This window comes from Serratia sp. 22278 (assembly GCF_052045405.1).
Classification (GTDB): domain Bacteria; phylum Pseudomonadota; class Gammaproteobacteria; order Enterobacterales; family Enterobacteriaceae; genus Serratia; species Serratia marcescens.
This window is the reverse complement of record NZ_JBQEOW010000001.1, coordinates 380,627-395,641: the sequence shown is the minus strand read 5'-3', so window position 1 is coordinate 395,641 and position 15,015 is coordinate 380,627. Positions and strand designations below refer to the sequence as shown.

General features: G+C 58.5%; 16 protein-coding genes. 7 read left to right on the top strand and 9 right to left on the bottom strand.

Annotation, left to right across the window (positions count from 1 at the left end):
* Nucleotide 1: 1 nt before the first annotated feature.
* Nucleotides 2-1,834 carry an excinuclease ABC subunit UvrC gene (uvrC, locus tag ACTJJ6_RS01820; protein WP_004927940.1) on the bottom strand — a complete coding sequence of 611 codons (1,833 nt, stop codon included), beginning with the start codon at nucleotides 1,832-1,834 and terminating at the stop codon, nucleotides 2-4.
* Entirely contained in the window at nucleotides 1,827-2,483 is a 657-nt protein-coding gene (uvrY, locus tag ACTJJ6_RS01815; protein WP_004927947.1) for a UvrY/SirA/GacA family response regulator transcription factor, read from the bottom strand. Before uvrY ends, uvrC begins: the two co-directional genes overlap by 8 nt.
* A 704-nt stretch (nucleotides 2,484-3,187) precedes the next feature.
* Between uvrY and ACTJJ6_RS01810 the strand changes: the two genes are divergently transcribed.
* Nucleotides 3,188-3,412: a DUF2594 family protein gene (locus ACTJJ6_RS01810; RefSeq protein ID WP_004927950.1), complete on the top strand. Its 225-nt coding sequence runs from the start codon at nucleotides 3,188-3,190 to the stop codon at nucleotides 3,410-3,412.
* Between the two features lie 123 nt (nucleotides 3,413-3,535).
* Nucleotides 3,536-3,877 (top strand): GlpM family protein, encoded by a 342-nt coding sequence (locus ACTJJ6_RS01805; protein ID WP_016928244.1) that lies wholly within the window; start codon nucleotides 3,536-3,538, stop codon nucleotides 3,875-3,877.
* A 17-nt stretch (nucleotides 3,878-3,894) separates the two neighbouring features.
* Here the strand turns inward: ACTJJ6_RS01805 and ACTJJ6_RS01800 are convergent, their stop codons facing one another.
* Together ACTJJ6_RS01800 and ACTJJ6_RS01795 are read right to left on the bottom strand one after the other, a co-directional pair.
* A complete protein-coding gene (locus ACTJJ6_RS01800) occupies nucleotides 3,895-4,326 on the bottom strand; it encodes a hypothetical protein (protein WP_028128013.1) in 432 nt (143 codons plus the stop codon).
* Nucleotides 4,327-4,497: 171 nt separating this feature from the next.
* Nucleotides 4,498-4,812 carry a hypothetical protein gene (locus tag ACTJJ6_RS01795; protein ID WP_033633390.1) on the bottom strand — a complete coding sequence of 105 codons (315 nt, stop codon included), beginning with the start codon at nucleotides 4,810-4,812 and terminating at the stop codon, nucleotides 4,498-4,500.
* Nucleotides 4,813-5,356: 544 nt separating this feature from the next.
* Between ACTJJ6_RS01795 and ACTJJ6_RS01790 the strand changes: the two genes are divergently transcribed.
* Nucleotides 5,357-5,716 (top strand): hypothetical protein, encoded by a 360-nt coding sequence (locus tag ACTJJ6_RS01790; protein ID WP_004927961.1) that lies wholly within the window; start codon nucleotides 5,357-5,359, stop codon nucleotides 5,714-5,716.
* A gap of 41 nt (nucleotides 5,717-5,757) precedes the next feature.
* On the opposite strand, the gene ACTJJ6_RS01785 is transcribed toward ACTJJ6_RS01790, so the two are convergent.
* The 4 genes from ACTJJ6_RS01785 to ACTJJ6_RS01770 are packed head-to-tail and all read right to left on the bottom strand — an operon-like array spanning nucleotide 5,758 to nucleotide 9,347.
* Nucleotides 5,758-7,026, bottom strand: a complete 1,269-nt coding sequence (locus tag ACTJJ6_RS01785; RefSeq protein WP_049300480.1) for an FAD-dependent oxidoreductase — start codon at nucleotides 7,024-7,026, stop codon at nucleotides 5,758-5,760.
* On the bottom strand, nucleotides 7,019-7,279 hold the full coding sequence (locus ACTJJ6_RS01780) for a (2Fe-2S)-binding protein (RefSeq protein ID WP_071525942.1): 261 nt from the start codon (nucleotides 7,277-7,279) through the stop codon (nucleotides 7,019-7,021). Before ACTJJ6_RS01780 ends, ACTJJ6_RS01785 begins: the two co-directional genes overlap by 8 nt.
* Complete coding sequence (locus tag ACTJJ6_RS01775) at nucleotides 7,276-8,400, bottom strand: NAD(P)/FAD-dependent oxidoreductase (protein WP_440801844.1); 1,125 nt, start codon at nucleotides 8,398-8,400, stop codon at nucleotides 7,276-7,278. Before ACTJJ6_RS01775 ends, ACTJJ6_RS01780 begins: the two co-directional genes overlap by 4 nt.
* Nucleotides 8,400-9,347: a 4-hydroxyproline epimerase gene (locus ACTJJ6_RS01770; protein WP_097102381.1), complete on the bottom strand. Its 948-nt coding sequence runs from the start codon at nucleotides 9,345-9,347 to the stop codon at nucleotides 8,400-8,402. Before ACTJJ6_RS01770 ends, ACTJJ6_RS01775 begins: the two co-directional genes overlap by 1 nt.
* Before the next feature lie 389 nt (nucleotides 9,348-9,736).
* Between ACTJJ6_RS01770 and ACTJJ6_RS01765 the strand changes: the two genes are divergently transcribed.
* On the top strand, nucleotides 9,737-10,591 hold the full coding sequence (locus ACTJJ6_RS01765; protein ID WP_031300114.1) for an AraC family transcriptional regulator: 855 nt from the start codon (nucleotides 9,737-9,739) through the stop codon (nucleotides 10,589-10,591).
* 31 nt (nucleotides 10,592-10,622) lie between these two features.
* On the opposite strand, the gene ACTJJ6_RS01760 is transcribed toward ACTJJ6_RS01765, so the two are convergent.
* Nucleotides 10,623-10,769 (bottom strand): hypothetical protein, encoded by a 147-nt coding sequence (locus tag ACTJJ6_RS01760; protein ID WP_197758088.1) that lies wholly within the window; start codon nucleotides 10,767-10,769, stop codon nucleotides 10,623-10,625.
* A gap of 28 nt (nucleotides 10,770-10,797) precedes the next feature.
* Here ACTJJ6_RS01760 and ACTJJ6_RS01755 point away from each other — a divergent pair, with 28 nt between their 5' ends.
* Genes ACTJJ6_RS01755 through ACTJJ6_RS01745 form a run of 3 tightly spaced genes read left to right on the top strand, consistent with a single transcriptional unit; the run spans nucleotide 10,798 to nucleotide 14,999 of the window.
* Nucleotides 10,798-11,718, top strand: coding sequence for a dihydrodipicolinate synthase family protein (locus ACTJJ6_RS01755; RefSeq protein WP_016928251.1), 921 nt, complete (start codon nucleotides 10,798-10,800; stop codon nucleotides 11,716-11,718).
* A 54-nt stretch (nucleotides 11,719-11,772) separates the two neighbouring features.
* On the top strand, nucleotides 11,773-13,389 hold the full coding sequence (locus tag ACTJJ6_RS01750) for an aldehyde dehydrogenase (NADP(+)) (RefSeq protein ID WP_440801841.1): 1,617 nt from the start codon (nucleotides 11,773-11,775) through the stop codon (nucleotides 13,387-13,389).
* Between the two features lie 44 nt (nucleotides 13,390-13,433).
* Nucleotides 13,434-14,999, top strand: coding sequence for an APC family permease (locus tag ACTJJ6_RS01745; protein ID WP_440801839.1), 1,566 nt, complete (start codon nucleotides 13,434-13,436; stop codon nucleotides 14,997-14,999).
* Nucleotides 15,000-15,015: the final 16 nt, after the last annotated feature.

Sequence of the window (15,015 nt, the reverse complement as noted above, 5' to 3'; positions counted from 1 at the left end):
CTCAGTGTTTCAATGCATTGTAGATCTTTTCTGCCAATGCTTGTGAAATACCCGGCACTTTTGCAATTTCCTCCACGCTGGCGTTCAACAAAGGTTGCAGTCCGCCCATATACTTCAACAGCACCTGGCGCCGTTTCGGCCCTACGCCTTCAATCAGCTCCAATGCGCTGGTATTTCTGACTTTCGCCCTTCTCTGCCGGTGACCGGTAATGGCATGATTGTGCGAATCGTCGCGGATGTGTTGGATCACATGCAGCGCCGGCGAATCCGGCGGCAGAGAAATCCCTTCACCTTCCGGGACGAAGAACAACGTTTCCAACCCTGCCTTGCGGTCGGCACCTTTGGCGATGCCGATCAGCAGCGGCTTATTCTTGTCCCAGGTAACATTCAGCGATTTGAATACGTCGATCGCCATGCCGAGCTGCCCTTTACCGCCGTCGATGAAGATGACATCCGGGATCTTTTTCTCTTCCAGCGCTTTGCCGTAACGGCGCTTTAGCACCTGCGTCATCGCCGCGTAGTCATCGCCAGGAGTGATGCCGCTGATATTGTAACGCCGATACTCCGCTCGCACGGGGCCGTTTCCGTCGAACACCACGCACGAAGCCACGGTCTGCTCACCCATGGTATGGCTGATATCGAAGCACTCCATACGGTTGATTTCCGTCAGGTTCAGCACTTTGGCCAACTCCGCCAGCCGCTGATGGATCGTCGACTGTTGCGACAGCTTGGTGGTCAACGCCGTTGCCGCGTTGGTGCGCGCCAGTTTCAGATAACGGGCGCGATCGCCGCGCGGTTTGCTTTGGATTTGGATCTTGCGCCCCGCCAACTCGGAAAGCGATTCCGCAAGCAGGTCTTTTTCCGGCAGACTGAAATCCAGCAGGATCTCGCCGGGCAGCGTACGCGCCTGGCTGCCTTGCAGATAGAACTGGCCGACAAAGGTCTGCACCACCTCGCCCATATCCGTGCCGCCCGGCACTTTAGGGAAATAGCTGCGGCTGCCCAGCACCTTGCCCTGACGGATGAACAGCACGTGCAGGCACGCCATACCGGCATCGAACGCCACGCCGATCACGTCCAGATCGTCGCTGTCGCCCGACACGAACTGCCGTTCGGTAACGCGGCGCACGGCCTGAATTTGATCGCGAATGCGCGCCGCCTCTTCGAAATTAAGCAGTTTGCTGGCTTCTTCCATACGCTCAATCAGCTGGTGCAATACCTGCTGATCTTTGCCAGAAAGAAACAGCCGCACGTAGTCCACCTGCTGCCGGTACTCTTCTTCGCTCACCAGGCCGGCAACACAAGGCCCCAGACAGCGGCCGATCTGATACTGCAGGCACGGACGCGAACGGTTGCGATACACGCTGTTTTCGCACTGGCGGATTGGGAACAGCTTCTGCAGCAGCGCCAGCGTTTCGCGCACGGCGTAAGAGTTGGGGAAAGGCCCGAAGTATTCGCCTTTGGCGTGTTTGGCGCCGCGATGCACCGCCAAACGGGGATGGGTATCCGCACTGAGAAAAATCAGCGGATAAGATTTATCGTCTCGCAAAAGAACATTATATCGCGGTTGGTACAATTTAATGTAGTTATGTTCCAACAACAGCGCTTCTGTCTCAGTATGGGTAACCGTTACGTCTATTTGCGCGATATTTTTAACCAGCGTCTCGGTTTTACGGCTGCTGACCTGCTGCCGAAAATAGCTGGCGAGACGCTTTTTCAGGTCTTTGGCTTTACCGACGTAGATCACCGTACCCGTGGCGTCGTACATACGGTAGACGCCGGGCTGGCTGGTGACGGTACTCAGGAAGGCTTTGGCATCAAAACGGTCATTCACTGCTTAACAACGTCTCCGCATTGAACAATCCATGTCGGATGGCCAGGTGAGTCAATTCAACGTCGCCGCTGATATTCAGTTTGCTGAACATGCGGTAACGGTAGCTGTTCACCGTTTTCGGGCTGAGACTCAGTTGCTCCGAGATCTCATTCACTTTTTTGCCTTTGGTGATCATCAACATGATCTGTAACTCGCGTTCAGACAAGCAGCTGAACGGCGTTTCAGCCTGCGGTTCCAACTGACTCAGGGCCATCTGCTGGGCGATATCAGACGCGATATAGCGCTGCCCGGCATGCACGGAACGCAAGGCGTTAATCACTTCCTGCGGCGCGGCGCCCTTGCTCAGGTAACCGGCGGCACCCGCCTGCATCACCTTCGCGGGCAAAGGATTTTCAGTATGGATGGTCAACATGATGACTTTGACGTCGGGTGCATAACGCACAATCTTGCGCGTGGCTTCCAGCCCGCCAATGCCCGGCATATTCATGTCCATCAGCACGATATCGACAGCGTTGCCACGGCACCATTTTACGGCGTCTTCACCGCACTGAGCCTCACCGACAACTTTTATACCTTTGATATCTTCAAGAATGCGTCGTATCCCTGCGCGCACCAGTTCGTGGTCATCAACAAGAAGAACGCTAATCAAGGAAAAATCTCCAAAAAAAGGGAGTAACGCAATCGGCCTCTGTTTTCGCCAGAGATATTACTTGTTTTTCAGACAAGAATGAACACAGATTAATACATACTTCCGAATAACTTTGCGGAGCAGAGCTGATTTTTCAATTTTAGCCGTCTATGCCGCCGATAAATCGTCACGTCGGAAAAGATCGGGCGACGAAAATAATTTCGTCGCGCTGCGTCTGACACAGGATAGCGCGACAATCATGCCGCGAGGGAGAAATCTGTGTAAGCAATCACGACATGAATAATATTAACACGGCTGTTGGCTGTTTGTAATCATTTGATATTTAAAGGCGTAACAAAATCCGCGGCTGACGCGGGTCTGGCAACCCACGGTCGAAACTATTATTCCCGGCAAACGTCGGTAAAATCGGCGCCTCCGCCCCCAATAATTATAATAACCCCGATTGTTCAACAATAACGTACCGGAAAAATACTTGTTAACCACCTCGAAATAACTTGCCGAGAGTAGATGATTCAGACAGGCAATGAGCGAACGTTGCCCACTTGCGTGACCTGAGCAAGCCCGGTGCAGATGGCAGACTCATGCTATGCTATACTCCGCGCCCAGTTAAATTCGCCGCCGCGCCAGGGGCTAATTTTTAGCCCGCGCGCGGTGCGCCAAAGCAGCTTGTATCAGGCTACGGCCTCAGAAAATCAGGAGAGAAAATGAGCAACGTTGATTTCACTACGTCTGCAAACCCGGAAATCTTGGCGACCGAAGTTGCCTGCCTCAAAGCTACGCTGACGCTGATCTTGAAGTCGATCGGCCAGGCCGACGCCGGGAAAGTCATCATCAACATGGAACGTTTCATCGCGCAGATTGAAGATCCGACCCAGGCAGAAATCTTCAAGAACAGCATTCAGCAAATCAAGCACGCTTACCGTCAGTAAGCGTTGCGCCCCAGACCCGCACTTCTTGTGGGTCTGCTTTTCACCACGCTACGCCACACCCCATTGATCTTGCACGTGCTTTCGGGCAGTGTGTTGACTTTCTCCCCCACACCCGAGACCGTTATGGGCATCCTTGTCAAAGCGCTGATCGGCGCGCTGGTCGTGGTTCTGATCGGCCTGTTGGCCAAAACGCGCAACTATTATATCGCCGGTTTAGTCCCGCTCTTTCCCACTTTCGCCCTGATTGCGCATTACATTGTCGGCAGCGAACGTTCAATTGCGGCACTGAAAACGACGCTGATTTTCGGCATGTGGGCGGTATTGCCCTACCTGGTGTATTTGATTTCGCTGTATTTCCTGATTAACAGTCTGCGGCTGTCGTTAGCGCTGGGTGCGGCGGTACTGTGCTGGATTGCGGCGGCGTGGCTATTAATTACGCTGTGGGGATGGTGGCAAGGGCATTAACGCCCTTGCCTGAGCTGTTACGGCCGCCCTGCCTGCAACACGAAGCCTCGCTGCCGATCGCCGGCGATGCGCAGATAGCGGCTTTCACCGGCGCGCAGCGTCATCGGCACGCTGCCGCTGGTTTCACGCCAAATACATAGAGAGTTCTCGATCATATCTTGCCCGATACTGACCGAAATATTGCCTGGCGGCACGCGAAACTCTGCTTTTTCTTTCGCCTCGAGTGAAGCGGCAAACTCCCCATTCACATATACGCCGGTACGGCAGCTGCCCGCCAGCATGCCGCTGTCGCGCACCACGACCACCGTAGCGTAAGGCGTATCCGGGATATTCTGATAGAGCATCAGACGGCTTGGGGGGGGCAACTCAGCCTGTTGCGGCGGTACGGCTTGAGTCGCACACCCCGTCAGCAGTGCAGAGGCAAATAACAACGCGGCGTAATGCTTCATCCTTGGCTCCTGAAGAAAATAATGCTTATCGTAACAAGAGAATAGCTGTCTCCAGTAGCATTCATACCGCAGAGACGAAAAAATCGGATAACTTCCCACTCCTCTCACGAACCTGCAGGGATAAGAAGATTCTGCATTAAAGCCATTGAAATAAAGGCGATTCTTGCAGATTTAAAACTTGATCATGCCACGTTGGATATCTGCCGCAAAAGCACCACTGACGTAACTGAAGCCATCCTGCGTGACATAAACCCGGGTATGACCGGTCTCTGATAACACCGCCACCATATATCCCAGGCTGATCATTTCATGGGACGGAACGTTCATCGGGGTTAGAAAACCGCGCCCACGGCACCACTGATAAAAGCGGGTTCGCCCATATCCCAACACGGCGCCAACATCGGAGAGGTGCTTAAAAGTATCATAATCCTCTGATGGTGAAGGTAAACCGTCATGACTTTCAGGCGTTTTCTTTATCCCAGACAAAATAAACTCCTTTTTTGACTCTGTCGCCTACGGTTATCCTTCCTCTAAAATGAATTTAAAAAATCCAAATTTAAAATGCAAATGAATTCCCTGTAACTAAAAAGCCTTCCCCAGAAAAAACCTGAAAACAAAACCCCAATAAAAAAACAGAAATAAAAAAATAAGGTATTAATACCGAGAATTAAATCCTTGGCATGGGTAAATATCCTAAATAAAAATAATATTCATACCAGATAAGAAAATGCTTAGCTTGCATATTATTTCCCTCATCAAAACGATGCAATTGCGGTCGGATCATTGCGGCATAAAGAGAATGAATAAAATCAATGCCACATCGTCCAGCCCTCGCCGTGATGTCGCGGATCCTCACAGACTGCCCTCAATGCGCCACATCCTCTCTCAACGCGGCACTTCCTCAATCATACCTAAACAATAACCATTATCATTTCCAATTGTTCCGCCAGTTTATTACACTTTCCTACCTCGTCAGTTAGGAACATTCCTAGGCTGCGAGCCTCAGGATAGAGAAAGAGTTAGGGACACCATGAAGAATTGCCGTTGTTTGATTGTTTTGCCGTTATTGATGTTGACCGCCTGCACCCAATGGGAGAGGCCTGGCGCGGTTGAGAGTACCCGGAACGCCGAATATGCCGAATGCCGCAGCCGCGGATACGATCGCTTCCCCCCGGACGTGGTGCGGGACGTGGAGTTCAGCTACGAAAACAAATACATTCCTTGCGAGAAGAATAAGAAAGACTGTCCATCGGGATACCGCTACGACAAGGAACCGTCGATTAAAACAGTGCAGACCGATCGCAATCAGTCCGCCCGAGACGCCACCATCGAAGCCTGTATGTACGGCAAAGGCTGGCGGGAGAAAACCTACTATTGGCCGCAATGGTGATGTGGCGGCGTTTGCCTGAGGCGAAATGCCCGCAAACCCATTCAACCGTCGTCATCACATCGGCTCAGCCCCAGCGCAACCAGCGTTTCCGTCCTGACCGGCGTTAAAGGCACACGCGGCGACGGTAAAGGCCAACTCAAAAGCTGCCTCGCCGCCGTTGCGCAGACTTTACCCTGGCATGCCCCCATGCCACAGCGGCTGCTCATCTTCGCCGTGTTCCAATCCGGCTGATGGCGTACCTGTTCCAACGTAACGTCTTCGCAGCGGCACAGTAACGTTTGCGGATTGGCCAGCGAATTCAAGCGCTCATCGAGCGCAAAAGCGGCCGCTGTCGCCGTGGCGAAACGCCGCCACCGCCGCCGCTGCGCCGCCAGGCGCTCTGCCTTTTCCCGCTGCCCGGTGGCGGCATAACCGGCAATGGCGCCTTCGGTGAGCGCCAATTCACTGCCGCCGACGCCGGTACACTCCCCGGCGGCATAAATTTGCGCTTGGCAGGTTTGCTGCCAATGATTCACCGCCACGGCGTCATGTTCTATCCGACACCCCAGCAGCATCGCCAACTCAATGTTCGCCACCAGACCAAAACCGCAGGCCAACCTGTCGCAGGCGATCGTTCTTTCCCGCCCGCCGTTATTGACACGCACCGAGGTTAAACGGTCTTGCCCCAACGCCGCCAGCACCCGGCTGCCGGCACGATAACGATGCGGCATCAAAGAAAACGCCTGACGCAGTTTGGCCGGCCAGCGCCACAAGCCGCCGGCAAACGCCGCCAACCGCCAAAGCGGCGCCTGCTCCGCCAACATGACCACCTCTCCGCCGGCCTGTTTCACGCAGTCGGCCACCGCCAACAGCAGCGGACCACTGCCGGCTATCACCACTCGCTCGCCGCGGATCGCCAATCCCTGCTTGATTTGCGCCTGTAGCCCACCGGCACCGGTCACCCCCGGCAGCGTCCAGCCGGGAAACGGCAACAACAGTTCACGCGCGCCATTGCATAAAATCAGCTTTTGATAGCGAATCACGCCACAGCCTTCAGCGTCTTCATATGCCAATCGGTTAGCGCCACACTGCGCCACCAGCTTGCAGCCGGACTGCCGTGCAATATTTTCCCGCGCCGCCACCGCCTGCCGATAGCGGTTCGCCGTTTCAGGCAACGCCGCCTGCGGTCCATCGCGCCAGATTTGCCCGCCGGGATGCGGATTATCATCAATCATTCGCACCTGGCCACCACTTTCCGCAGCGGCCAGCGCCGCCGCCATGCCGGCCGGCCCAGCGCCGACGATCAGCACCTCACAGTCGAAGTTACTCATCATCGCTCCTCTCTATGCGCATGCCGGCTTGGCACAGCGTTTGGCACGCCAGGCGACGCAGACCGTTAATGGTCACCCGGCACTCCTGACAAACGCCCATGCCGCAAAAGGGAGCACGCGGTTGGTGTGAAACAGATAACCGACAACGATCGTCGCCGCACAGGCTGAGCGCCGCAGCAACGCTGAGACCAACCGGCACCTGTCGGTGTTCTCCATCGATGCTCAACGCGATCGTATTTTGTCTTTCATTCATACAGGCAACTCCTCGGCGGCAAACGCCCGCGCAGCCAAATACGGGAAATCATCAATCTCCGGCATTTGCCGGCCAATCTGCGCAGTAATCAGCGCAGCGCTGCCGAGTGCAGTCGTGACGCCCAATCCCTCATGCCCCAGAGCCAGCCACAGCCAGGAATGCCGCGGATGCACGCCCAACAGCGGCAGCCCGTCGGCAGAGGCGGCGCGCAACCCTGTCCAGCAGCGAATGATGTTCATCTGCGCCAGTGCGGGCAAGAAATGCTGCGCACGCGTAAGCATTGCCGCCAACAGCGGCATGTCCAACGCCGAATCGACGGCGTCGAACTGGCGGGAAGAGCCGATCAGCCATTGTCCGGTGGGCCGCGCCTGCACATTGAAAGCCACCGACGTGCCGTTGCTGGCATGCGCGCTGGCGCCATACCCCAGCTCCACCAGTTGATGCCGCACCCGCGGCGGGTAGCGATCGGTGATCGCCAGTTGGCCCTTCTTGGCGTGAAGCAAAGTCTGTGGCAATAGGTTATTGGCCCTAAGGCCGCAGGCCAGGACCACCACCGGCGCGACCAGACGTCTGCCGTCCGTCAGCCGCACGGCTTCCTCCTCCAACGCTGTCGCTTCACCATGCACCACGTCAATTGCCGCACCACCGTCGGCCAACAGCCAGCGAGCCGCGAGCGGCGCATACAGAATGCCGTCGCCCGGCACCCGCAGTCCGCCGGCCAGGCCATGCCGCAGCATCGGCTCCATGACGGCGATCTGCTCCGCCGCCAGCAGTTCCGCGGCTACGCCCTGCTCCGCCAGCCGCGCCCGCTTTTGCTCGGCGATGGCCATTTCATCCGCTTGATCCGCCAACCACAGCGTACCGCAACCGCGCCAGGCGCAGGCTTCCGGCATGCGCCCCGTCACTTCGCGCCACAACCGCAGCGAATAAGCGCTTAACGCCAGCTCGGCAGGATTATCGTCCATGCAAACCAGGTGCCCCATACCGGCTGCGGTGGCGCCGGCGCGGCGGTCGTCCACCACCGAGACACGATACCCTTCCCGCGCCAGCCGCCAGGCGCAAGCGGCGCCGATGATACCGGCGCCGACCACGATGACATCGGCTCCCCGCTCGGCGCCCATCAGCGTATTCCCCAGACGAAGGGATCGCGTTCGTCGAGCAACAGTTGGCTATCGGCGCACACATAGGCCTGCCCGCGAATAAAGGGGGCAATGCGATCGCCGTTCCAACGATAATAGGCCTGGAATTCGCTGCCGATCACGCTGGCCTGCCGCCACTGCGTGTCCGGCGGCAGTTTGCCGTCCGCCGCCAGACACGCCAGTTTGGCGCTGGTGCCGGTACCGCACGGGGAACGGTCATAGGCTTTGCCGGGACACAGCACGAAGCTGCGGCTGTCGGCCTGCGGATCGTCACCGAACAGTTCGATATGGTCTATAGCGCCGCCGTCTTCACCGCGGATGCCCGCCTGTTCCAACGTCTGCCGCACCGCCCAGGTGAACGCGGTCAACGCCTCCAGATTGTGTTTATCAATGAGCAACGGTGACTCGCCGATCAGGAAGAACCAGTTGCCCCCCCAGGCGATGTCGCCCGTCACCGGCCCGTGACCGGCAACCTCAATCCGCACCTGGCGGCGGTAACGATAAGCCGCCACATTCTCCACCGTGACGCTGCCGTCATCATGCAGCGTGGCGCTTACCGGGCCGACCGGGGTCTCGATCAGATGGCGCCCGGCGTGGATGCGCCCCAGATGAGCCAGCGAAGCGACCAGCCCGATGGTGCCGTGCCCGCACATGCCCAGATAGCCGCTGTTGTTAAAGAAGATCACCCCGGCGGTGGCCTGTGGCGAGCAGGGGCGGCACAGCAACGCCCCCACCAGCACGTCATTGCCACGCGGTTCGAGCATCACCGCGCAGCGCCAATCGTCATAATGTTGTGCGAAACGCGCCCGCCGTTCCGCCATGCTACCCTCGCCAAGATCGGGAAAACCTTCCACGATCAGGCGGGTCGGCTCTCCGCCGGTATGAGAATCGATCGCCCGCAAAGCGGTGATATGCGCAGAAAGTGCCATCGGCGTCTCCTGGGTTAATGAGATGTTACCAATAGCATTAGCCTGAACGAATGTGAGCATGACGGCTTGATGCGTTTCGGCGCAGCGAATGAAGAAATCAGCACAGTGACAAAAGTCGGGACTGACGCGCCGCGGGTATGAACTTAACGATTGTCATAATAATAACTTATTTATCATATTGTTATTTCCATGCTAAACCCTTGCCTAGCGAGAAACGCCGCAGTTTTCAAGCAACCGCCAAACACCGTCCGGCAAAAGTATGCGGCAATCCGCATATTTGGCAGCCCGCCGGAAATAGCGCTTGCTTCGTTACAAAAAAGTTAATATTGATGCGAAAGCGCCAACCTGGCCCGCCTGTTTTTCCGGCTAACGACCGAAAAGGGACTGCTATGCGATCCACTTCAGACTACCCGCCTCCGGTTTCTCTCTCGCCGCCTTCGCTTGTGGGGCTGCCGGAGCAGGAGGACGTTTTTGCCGTCGAACATCTGTCGCGCCTGTGCGACGGACTGGCGCAGCAGCGCCCGAACAATCTGCGCGATCTGCTGAATACGCTGGCGCTGATCGCGCCGTTGCTGAACGCGATTCCCAACGTCGTGTTCTTTATCAAAGACGCCCAGGCTCGCTACCTGCTGGCCAACCTGACGCTGGCCAGGCGCTGCGGTTTCAAAACCGTCACGCCGCTGCTGGGTAAAACCTCCGCCGACGTTTTTCCCGCTCAGCTCGGATCCGGCTATACCGAGCAGGATCTGCGGGTATTGCGCCACGGCGTGCTGATCCAGGATCAGCTGGAAATGCACCTGTACAACGGCCGAGAAACCGGCTGGTGTCTGACGCAAAAGCTGGCGCTGTATGACGCGCAGGGAAAAATCATCGGTATGGCGGGTATTTCTCACGATCTGCAGGAGGCCAGAGCCAATCACCCGGCCTACCAGCGGCTGGCGGCGATCGACGTGCATATCCGCCGCCACTACGCCCGACCGATCGCGCTTGAAGAGCTGACGGCGCTGACCGGGTTATCGGTGGCGCAGATCGAACGCTACTGCAAACGTATCTTCCACCTCACCCCGCGCCAGATGATCCACAAAGTGAGGCTGGAAAAGGCCACGGAACTCCTGGCCGGCGATCTGCCGATCACGGACATCGCGCTGCAGTGCGGCTATACCGATCACAGCGCCTTCAGCCGTCAGTTCAAAGCGATGACCGGCTCCACGCCACGCGATTTTCGCCTGACGCTTTCCGCTTAACGCGCTGATTTACCCCGTTAACCTTCTCTTCTCACGGCGTACCGACGCCCGATTTTTTACGCCCGTTTTCCGCCGCTATTGTGCCAATTTCGTCGCGGCAATCGGCGAAAAGCGTCAAGCCTCCCTGCGCAATACCGGTCAATCTGTCGGTGAGCCTTACCAAAGATTCACTTTTCATTAACACTTTCGGACGACAGGACAACACGATGAGCCATAAAACCATAAGCTGGAGCGGCGTATTCCCGGCGGTGACGACCCAATTTCGCAACGATTTCTCTCTGGATCTCGACGCCACCCATACGGTGATCAAAAACCTGGTGCGCGACGGCGTCTCCGGCCTGGTGGTGTGCGGCACCGTCGGTGAAAATACTTCGATGACGGTGCAGGAAAAACTGGCGGTGATCGAAGTGGCGAAAGACGCCGCCGACGGTAAAGTGCCGGTGATCGCCGGCATCGCCGAGTTCACCACCGCCTTCGCGCAGAACATGGCGCGTGAAGCGCAAAAGGCTGGCGTCGACGGGATTATGGTGATGCCGGCGCTGGTCTACTCCGCCAAACCGCACGAAACCGCCGCGCACTTCCGCAGCGTCGCTGGCGCGACCGATCTGCCGATAATGGTCTACAACAACCCTCCCATTTACAAAAATGACGTCACGCCCGACATTCTGACCTCGCTGGTCGACTGCGAGAACATCGTGTGCTTCAAAGACTCGTCGGGCGATACCCGCCGCTTTATCGACCTGCGCAATGAAGTCGGCGATCGCTTCGTGCTGTTCGCCGGGTTGGACGATGTGGTGCTGGAAAGCATCGCCGTCGGCGCGCAAGGCTGGATCTCCGGCATGTCCAATGCCTTCCCGCGCGAAGGGGAAACCCTGTTCCGGCTGGCGAAGGAAAAACGCTATGAGGAAGCGTTGGCGCTATACAGCTGGTTTATGCCGCTACTGCACCTCGATGCCCGCCCCGATCTGGTGCAGTGCATCAAACTCTGCGAACAGCGGGTCGGCCGCGGCAGCGCTGTCACTCGCCCTCCACGCCTGGCGCTGCAGGGAGAAACGCTCACCGAGATCAACGCCGTGATCGATAAAGCGCTGGCCACCCGCCCTGCGCTGCCGAACGTCGGCCTGTGACGCCTTCATCGCCCGGCCATGCCGGGCGTCATGCTTTATCTACCGGGGGAAACGATGCCCAACGATCGCTACGCCGCCATCAGCGGCCAACAATTTATTGGCGGCCAGCGCCGCGCCGAAGGGGAAGCGTCGCTGTTTAGCCTGCGCGCCGACGACGGTCAGCCAACCGGCTACCGCTTCCACCAGGCCACGGCGGCAGAAACCGCCGCCGCCGCAGAAGCCGCCGCCGCGGCCTTTGCGCCCTATTCGCAGCTCAGTGCAGAACAACGCGCGAACTTTCTCGACGCCATCGCCGAAGAGTTAGACGCATTGGATGATGTTTTCTTCGCCTTCGCCATGCAGGAAACGGCTTTGCCGCCTGCGCGGTTGAGCGGCGAACGCGCCAGAACCAGCGGCCAGATGCGGCTGTTCGCCACGCTGCTGCGGCGCGGCGACGTCGAGGGGGTGCGCATCGACTGCGCGCTGCCGCAGCGTTCCCCCCTGCCGCGCCCCGATCTGCGTCAATACCGCACGGCGCTCGGCCCGGTGGCGGTATTCGGCGCCAGCAACTTCCCGCTGGCGTTTTCCACCGCGGGCGGTGATACCGCCGCCGCGCTCGCCGCCGGCTGCCCGGTCGTGTTCAAGGCGCACAGCGGCCATATGATCACCGCCGAGCTGACCGCTCAGGCGATCGAGCGCGCTCGGGAACGCACAAGGATGCCCGCCGGCGTCTTCAACATGATCTTCGGCAACCGCGTGGGGGCTGATTTGGTACAACATCCGGCGATTCAGGCAGTGGGATTCACCGGCTCGCTGCAAGGCGGCCGAGCGCTGTTCGATCTGGCGATGCAACGCCCTCAACCTATCCCGGTCTTTGCAGAAATGTCGAGCATCAATCCGGTAGTGATCCTGCCCAAGGCGTTGGCGCGGCGCGGGCAGCACATTGCGCAGGAGCTGGTCTCTTCCTTCACACTCGGCTACGGTCAGTTCTGCACCAAGCCCGGCGTGATCGTCGCGCTGCGCGGCGCCGCCTTGGATCGGTTAACCGAAACGATGAGTGCCCTGGTCAACGCCGCCGAGCCGCAGCCGATGCTGAATGCCGGCACCCTGGAGCACTACCGTCACGGGGTGGCGGCCCTTGATGCCCACCCGGGTATGCGGCGGCTGGCAGGCCGAAGCGAAACGCCCGCTCTTCGAGCGGCGGCGCAGCTTTATCAGGCGGAGGAGGCGCTGTTGCTGCAGGCTGACCCGCTGCTGCAACAAGAGGTCTTCGGCCCGGTCAGCATCCTGGTGGCGGTGGATAACGAAACGCAGCTGCATGCGGCGCTAACGGCATTGCAAGGCCAGTTGACCGCCACGCTGCTGGCAGACGACGACGATCTCGATGTGGCCGCCGGTTTGACGACACTGTTGGCGCGCAAAGCCGGTCGGGTGCTGTTCAACGGGTATCCGACCGGGGTGGAAGTGTGCGACGCCATGGTGCACGGCGGCCCTTACCCGGCGACCAGCGACGCACGCGGCACCTCGGTAGGCACGCTGGCCATCGAGCGTTTCCTGCGGCCGGTCTGTTTGCAAAACACCCCTGCGGCGCTGTTGCCGCCGGCGCTGCAGGACGCCAATCCGCTCAACCTGCTGCGACTGGTTAACGGCGTTTACACCCGAGATCCCCTGGTTTCACCTGCCCAACATTAGCTCGGCCGCATCTGCCTGCCACCCAATAACAAAAGGGTAATACCATGACAACCCAAGGCAAATTCAAGAAGCAGCTTACGCTCACCGATCTGACGTTCATCGGTCTGGGCGCCATCTTCGGCTCCGGTTGGCTGTTCGCCGCCAGCCATGTCTCCTCCATCGCCGGCCCGGCCGGCATTTATTCCTGGCTGATCGGCGGCCTGGCGGTGCTGCTGCTCGGCATCGTCTACTGCGAGCTGGGCGCCGCCCTGCCGCGCGCCGGCGGCATCATTCGCTATCCGGTATTCTCGCACGGCGAACTGATGGGTTATCTGCTGGGGTTTATCACGCTGATCGCCTTCTCCAGCCTGATCGCCATCGAAGTCGTCGCCGCCCGGCAGTACGCCGCCGCCTGGTTCCCGTTCCTCAGCCAGCCGGGTTCCGGTGATCCAACAGCGATCGGCTGGCTGGTGCAGCTGGCGCTGCTGTGCTTTTTCTTCGCGTTCAACTATTACAGCGTCAAAACCTTCGCCAAATCCAATAACGTGATCAGCGTGCTGAAGTTTCTGGTGCCGCTGTTGGTGATCGTGGTGTTGTTCAGCTTTTTCAAACCGGAAAACCTGCACAGCCAGGGCTTTGCTCCCTTCGGTTCCGCCGGCGTTGAGGCCGCCATTTCCGCCGGCGGCATCATCTTCGCCTACCTCGGCTTGACACCGATCATTTCGGTCGCCAGCGAGGTGCAACGGCCGCAGCGCACCATTCCCATCGCGCTGATCCTGTCAGTAGTGCTGTCCACCATCATCTATGTGCTGCTGCAGATAGCGTTTCTCGGCAGTATCCCCAGCGAGATGCTGAGCGGCGGCTGGGCCGGCATCAGCCAACAGTTCTCCCTGCCGTTCCGCGACATCGCCATCACGCTGGGCATGGGGTGGCTGGCGTTTCTGGTGGTCAGCGACGCGATCGTTTCGCCGAGCGGCACCGGCAATATCTATATGAACGCCACGCCTCGCGTGATCTACGGCTGGGCGCGTGCCGGCACCTTCTTCAAACTGTTCACTCGGGTGGATGGCGAGTCCGGTATTCCCCGCCCGGCGCTGTGGCTGACCTTCGCTCTCTCGGTATTCTGGACGCTGCCGTTCCCATCCTGGGAAAAACTGATCGGCGTGGTATCCGCCGCACTGGTGCTGAGCTACGCCATCGCCCCGGTGACCGCCGCCGGGCTGCGGCGCAATGCGCCCGATATGCCGCGTCCGTTCCGGGTCCGCGGTTTCTGCGTGCTCGGCCCGCTGTCGTTTATCATTTCGGCGCTGATCGTCTTCTGGTCCGGCTGGGATACCGTCTCCTGGCTGCTCGGCTTGCAGATCTTGATGTTCTTCATCTATATCCTGTTCAAGAATCAGGTGCCAACCCACGCCGTTAGCCTCAGGCAGCAAATTTGGTCCTCGCTGTGGCTGATCGTCTTCTATGCGCTGGTGATCGGGCTTTCCTACCTCAGCAGCTTCGGCGGCATCGGCGCTATTGCTCATCCATGGGACACCCTCACCATGTCGGTGATTGCGCTGGCGATTTACTACTGGGGCGCCTATACCTGTTTACCCCAGGCCAATTTTATCGGCGATGAAGAAGAATGACCCCAGGGAGGACATC

Coding starts and splice junctions, on each gene's coding strand:
- ACTJJ6_RS01785 (WP_049300480.1), bottom strand. CDS start 7,026: ATGAGTAACTTCGACTGTGAGGTGCTGATCGTCGGCGCTGGGCCGGCC.
- ACTJJ6_RS01765 (WP_031300114.1), top strand. CDS start 9,737: ATGCGATCCACTTCAGACTACCCGCCTCCGGTTTCTCTCTCGCCGCCT.
- ACTJJ6_RS01760 (WP_197758088.1), bottom strand. CDS start 10,769: ATGAAAAGTGAATCTTTGGTAAGGCTCACCGACAGATTGACCGGTATT.
- ACTJJ6_RS01790 (WP_004927961.1), top strand. CDS start 5,357: ATGAAGAATTGCCGTTGTTTGATTGTTTTGCCGTTATTGATGTTGACC.
- ACTJJ6_RS01780 (WP_071525942.1), bottom strand. CDS start 7,279: ATGAATGAAAGACAAAATACGATCGCGTTGAGCATCGATGGAGAACAC.
- ACTJJ6_RS01750 (WP_440801841.1), top strand. CDS start 11,773: ATGCCCAACGATCGCTACGCCGCCATCAGCGGCCAACAATTTATTGGC.
- ACTJJ6_RS01770 (WP_097102381.1), bottom strand. CDS start 9,347: ATGGCACTTTCTGCGCATATCACCGCTTTGCGGGCGATCGATTCTCAT.
- ACTJJ6_RS01745 (WP_440801839.1), top strand. CDS start 13,434: ATGACAACCCAAGGCAAATTCAAGAAGCAGCTTACGCTCACCGATCTG.
- ACTJJ6_RS01755 (WP_016928251.1), top strand. CDS start 10,798: ATGAGCCATAAAACCATAAGCTGGAGCGGCGTATTCCCGGCGGTGACG.
- ACTJJ6_RS01805 (WP_016928244.1), top strand. CDS start 3,536: ATGGGCATCCTTGTCAAAGCGCTGATCGGCGCGCTGGTCGTGGTTCTG.
- ACTJJ6_RS01800 (WP_028128013.1), bottom strand. CDS start 4,326: ATGAAGCATTACGCCGCGTTGTTATTTGCCTCTGCACTGCTGACGGGG.
- ACTJJ6_RS01810 (WP_004927950.1), top strand. CDS start 3,188: ATGAGCAACGTTGATTTCACTACGTCTGCAAACCCGGAAATCTTGGCG.
- ACTJJ6_RS01775 (WP_440801844.1), bottom strand. CDS start 8,400: ATGGGCGCCGAGCGGGGAGCCGATGTCATCGTGGTCGGCGCCGGTATC.